Raw genomic sequence first — 3,024 nt, 5'->3', positions numbered from 1 at the left:
CCGATGGTACTGCACCCGGGAGGGTGTGGGAGAGTAGGTCACCGCCGGACAACTATTAACGAGTTCAGGCCCCGCAACGCTGCGGGGCCTGAACCCGTTTAACACCCCAACACTCCCGCACTCATAGGTCTCCCATTAACGGTGGCCGCCCGTCTTCGTGACCACCGAAGCCGGGAACTGCGTAGGCTGGGAAGATGACTTCATCCCTGTTCTCCCATGCCCCGGAACCCGAGCCGGAGGGCAAACGCGCACCCATCGCCGATATCGAAGACAGCTGCACCGTTCCCCGTGAAACCGACGAGGCGTTCCGGGGGTTCCATGAGTACCCGCACCTGTGGTGGCCCACGGAGTTCACCGTCTGCGGAGAAGGCACACACGTGGAGTTCGAAGGCGGTGCCCTGGTCGAAACCAGCGAGGACGAAGAAGCCGCAGCACGCGCTGCCGTCCAGCACATCCAGCCGGGCCAGCTCCTGGAGCTGGAGTGGAACCCCGGCACCGGGTCAACCGCAGTAACCATTACCTTCGCCCCCGATGGCACCGGCACGTCAGTGAGCATCCGGCACACCGGATTCGAGGCGCTACCCGACGGAGCTGCGCAGCGCGATGAAGCAGAGTCCCTCTGGCGCAACGTTCTGCAACGTTACGCCCGGTTCATGGGCGCCCGGTAGCCTTCTTGCTATGACGATGCCTGCCCTGCACGACCTGGAAGTGTCAATCCCCGGAGTCCGCATCAACACGGATCCCGAGACCCTGAAGCAGTACGCACGCGATCAGGGCCCGGTGCAGGAACTCATTGATCCTCTGGCGGTGGTGTGGGCCGAATCAGTCGCTGACGTGCAGGAGATCCTGCGCTGGGCCTCTCGCACCGAAACTGCGGTCGTCCCCCGCGGTGCAGGAACAGGTGTATCCGGCGGCGCCCATGCAACACGGAACTGCATTGTCCTCAGCCTTGAAAAGATGAACCGCATCCTGGACATTCGTCCGGGCGATGAACTCGCTGTGGTCGAAGCCGGCGTCATCAATGCAGACCTCAACGAAGCAGTGAAAGAGCACGGGCTCATGTACGCCCCGGATCCGGCCAGCTACAAGGTCTCCACTATCGGCGGCAACGTGGCCACCAATGCCGGCGGCCTGCGCTGCGCTAAATACGGCGTCACCAGGGACTCAGTCCTGGCCCTGGATGTCGTACTGGCAGACGGCACGCTGATCCACACCGGGCACCAAAGCTTCAAAGGGGTCGCGGGCTACGACCTCACCGGACTCTTTACCGGTTCGGAGGGCACCCTCGGCATCGTCGTCGGAGTGACGGTGCGGCTGCGCTACCTGCCCAGCGACGTGCGGACCGTCGCGGCGTTCTTCCCCGACTTCCGTACCGCAGCAGCAGGTGTACTGGCCGTGGGTGCCGCACGCGTGCAGCCCTCCATCATGGAACTGCTCGACGGCGCCACAATGGCGGCGCTGGACGGCGCACACGGATCGGACCTGGGCTCCCGCGGGGGAGCTCTGCTGCTGATCCAGACGGACGGGTTCGGCGCCGAGGCCGAGGCTGCAGCCGTCCGCGCCGTGCTGACGGAACTGGGCGGAACGGTGAGCAGCGAGGGATCGGAGGAAGCCGAGCGGCTGCTGGACCTGCGCCGGCACAGCCGGGGAGACGACGTCGACCATGAGATCCGCGTCGGTGAAGACGTGGCGGTGCCCCGCTCCCAGCTGGTGCACTACGTCGCCGAGCTGGAGCGCATGGCTGCGGACCACCGCGTTCAGCTCAAGGTTGTGGCCCACGCCGGCGACGGGAACCTGCACCCCACGTTCTGGATCAGTGCTGAGGAAGGCGCCGCCGGCGTCGAACGTCTCAACGCAGCGCTGGATGAGTCCATCACCGTGGCGCTGCGTATGGGCGGAACGATCACCGGGGAACACGGCATTGGCCAGTTCAAGCTCCGCTGGCTGCCGCAGGAGCAGCAGGAAGAGGTCCTGCAGCTGCAGCGCCGGATCAAAGCGGTCTTTGATCCCGCCGGCATCCTGAATCCGGGAAAAGCCGTCCCCGGAATCTAGGCTCCCGGGCCGGCTACGGCAGGCGCATCCACACTGTCCGGTTGGGGCGCAGCCGGGTGTGCTCCATGGCTCCGGGCGAGCTTTTATGCAGGATTTCGTACTCCGGCAGTTCAACCGGTTTGGCGCCCATGTTCATGACGGCCAGGATGTTCCCGTTGACGAAGGCGACGACGCCTTCGCCGTCATGCACGGGCCACCAGGCCAGCGACCCGTGCCCCAGGCCAAGTTCCCGGCGCAGTGACAGCGCAGTCCGGTACATCCGGAGTGTGGAGTCCGGATTCCGTTCCTGGATATCGCGGGAATGTGTGCCCCACAGTCCTGGCTGCGGCAGCCAGGACTTGCCGGTGCTGCTGAACCCGTACGACGGCGCATCCGCCACCCAGGGCAGCGGCACCCGTGAACCGTCCCGGCCCACCCGGATTCCGTCCGTGCGGTGGAACGTGGGGTCCTGGCGGAACTCATTCGGGATCATGGTGTGGTCCGGCAGGCCAAGTTCTTCACCCTGGTAGAGGTAGACGCCGCCGGGAAGGGCGAGCATCAGCAGCGTCGCTGCCCGCGCCCGGGCCAGGCCCAGGACGTGGTCCGGCTGGGCGTCTTCGGGGCCGATCCCGTCTCCGCTGCGCAGATCATGGGTCTTCAGCCCGAAGCGGGAGACGTGGCGGACGACGTCGTGGTTGGAGAGGACCCAGGTGGTGGGGGCGCCGACTTTGTCGAAGGCTTGGAGGCTGGTTTGGATGATGCGGCGGAGTTCTTCGGCGTTCCAGGGGTGGTGGAGGTAGGCGAAGTTGAAGGTTTGGTGCATTTCGTCGGAGCGGACCCAGTCGGTGAGCCGGCCGAGGGGGTCGATGGTCGCTTCGGCGCAGAGGACACGGTCGCCGTCGTATTCGTCGAGGATTTTGCGCCAGGAGCGGTAGATGTCGTGGATGCCGGCCTGGCCGAACATGGGGGCCTGGTCGCCGGGGAAGCCTTCGG

Annotated in this window: 3 protein-coding genes; 2 read left to right on the top strand and 1 reads right to left on the bottom strand. The window is 65.8% G+C overall.

Annotation, left to right across the window (positions count from 1 at the left end; genetic code table 11):
* The first annotated feature begins 194 nt into the window (after positions 1-194).
* Entirely contained in the window at positions 195-668 is a 474-nt protein-coding gene (locus tag TVC13_RS17925) for an SRPBCC domain-containing protein (protein WP_422402483.1), read from the top strand.
* A 10-nt stretch (positions 669-678) separates the two neighbouring features.
* A complete protein-coding gene (locus TVC13_RS17920) occupies positions 679-2,052 on the top strand; it encodes an FAD-binding oxidoreductase (protein ID WP_422402482.1) in 1,374 nt (457 codons plus the stop codon).
* Positions 2,053-2,065: 13 nt separating this feature from the next.
* Here TVC13_RS17920 and TVC13_RS17915 read toward each other — a convergent pair.
* On the bottom strand, positions 2,066-3,024 hold a 959-nt coding region (locus TVC13_RS17915; RefSeq protein WP_422402481.1), incomplete at its 5' end, for an alpha-amylase family glycosyl hydrolase.

Source organism: Arthrobacter sp. 3Tela_A, assembly GCF_049311025.1.
Lineage (GTDB): Bacteria > Actinomycetota > Actinomycetes > Actinomycetales > Micrococcaceae > Arthrobacter_B.
Note: the sequence above shows the minus strand (reverse complement) of the source record. Positions and strands in the feature narration are given on the sequence as shown.